This window comes from Kitasatospora sp. NPDC056783 (assembly GCF_042789895.1).
Classification (GTDB): domain Bacteria; phylum Actinomycetota; class Actinomycetes; order Streptomycetales; family Streptomycetaceae; genus Kitasatospora.
Genome location: NZ_JBHUAF010000681.1, coordinates 1 through 1,729 on the forward strand (window position 1 = coordinate 1; position 1,729 = coordinate 1,729).

Annotated in this window: 1 pseudogene; it reads right to left on the minus strand. The window is 69.7% G+C overall.

Features of this window, described 5'->3' with window-relative positions:
- Positions 1 to 1,628, minus strand: a pseudogene (locus ACFRMQ_RS40560) (hypothetical protein); the annotation flags it as partial.
- Between the last annotated feature and the right edge of the window lie 101 nt (positions 1,629 to 1,729).

Below are 1,729 nucleotides of genomic sequence, written 5' to 3' on the forward strand. Positions count from 1 at the left end.
GTGTTGACGGTGTGCTGGGTGAGGTTCGCCAGGTCGCAGAACACCTGACGGGAGGCGCCGACCGCGAGGTCGAAGGTGCCGGCAGCCGTGACACACGACGGTGACACGCTGTCCGTCAGGGTGATGCCGGTGACCGGGACGGTGCCGGTATTCGTCACCGTAATACGCCAGTAGGCGGTGGAGCCGGACGGGATGGTGGTGTTCTTGGCCCAGGGGCCGGGGCCGCCGTCTGCGCAGTCAGCGGGGTTGGTGGAGGTGCAGACCTCCTTGTTGATGCTGATGGACGGCACGACAGGCGGGGTCACGTCCACCGTGGCTTCGGATGGCGGTGTGGTGATTGGGGTTCCACCGGGTCCGGGGAAGGAGGCCGTCACCGTGTTGACGGTGTGCTGGGTGACGTTGGCCAGGTCGCAGAAGACCTGGTGCGAGGCGCCGGCCGCCAGGTCGAACGTCCCGGCGACGGTGACGCACGACGGTGACACGCTGTCCGTCAGGGTGATGCCGGTGATCGGGACGGTGCCGGTGTTGGTGACCATGATGCGCCAGTACGCCGTGGTCCCCGAGGGGATCGTCGTGCTACTGGCCCACGGTCCGCTACCGCCTTCCACGCAGTCGGCGGCGTTGGTGGAGGTGCAGACCTCCTTCAGGATGGCCAGCGACGGCACGTCGACCGTCGCCTCGGACGGGGGCGTGGTGATGGGGGTGCCGCCGGGGCCGGGGAAGGTGGCGGTGACGGTGTTGACGGTGTGCTGAGTGATGTTGGCGAGGTCGCAGAAGACCTGGTGCGAGGCGCCGACGGCGAGGTCGAAGGTGCCGGCGGCGGTGGCGCAGGCCGGGGTGACGGCGTCAGCCAGCGTGATGCCGGTGACGGGGACGGTGCCGGTGTTGGTCACGGTGATCCGCCAGTACGCCGTGGCCCCGGGCGCGACGATCGCGTTCTTCGCCCACGGGCCCGGGCCGCCGTCCGCACAGTCGGACGCCGTCGCGGAGGTGCAGACCTCCTTGTCGATGCTGATCGATGGCACGACTGGTGGCGTCACGTCCACCGTCGCCTCGGACGGCGGTGTGGTGATCGGTGTTCCACCGGGTCCGGGGAAGGTGGCCGTCACTGTGTTGACGGTGTGCTGGGTGACGTTGGCCAGGTCGCAGAAGACCTGGTGCGAGGCGCCGGCCGCCAGGTCGAAGCTTCCGGCAGCGGTGACGCAGGCGGGAGTGACCGCGTCAGCCAGCGTGATGCCGGTGATCGGGACCGTCCCGGTGTTGGTCACCGTGATTCGCCAGAATGCCGTGGCACCCGGCGCGACGGTGGTGTTCTTGGCCCAGGGGCCGGGGCCGCCGTCCGCGCAGTCGGCGGGGTTGGTGGAGGTGCAGACCTCCTTCAGGATGGTCAGTGACGGCACGTCGACCGTGGCTTCGGACGGCGGTGTGGTGATCGGTGTTCCGCCGGGTCCGGGGAACGAGGCCGTCACTGTGTTGACGGTGTGCTGGGTGACGTTGGCCAGGTCGCAGAAGACCTGGTGCGAGGCGCCGGCCGTGAGGTCGAACGTTCCTGCGGCGGTGACGCAGGCGGGAGTGACCGCGTCAGCCAGCGTGATCCCGGTGATCGGGACCGTCCCGGTGTTGGTCACCGTGATTCGCCAGAATGCCGTGGCTCCGGGCGCGACGGTGGTGTTCTTGGCCCAGGGGCCGGGGCCGCCGTCCGCGCAGTCGGCGGGGTTGGTGGAGGTGC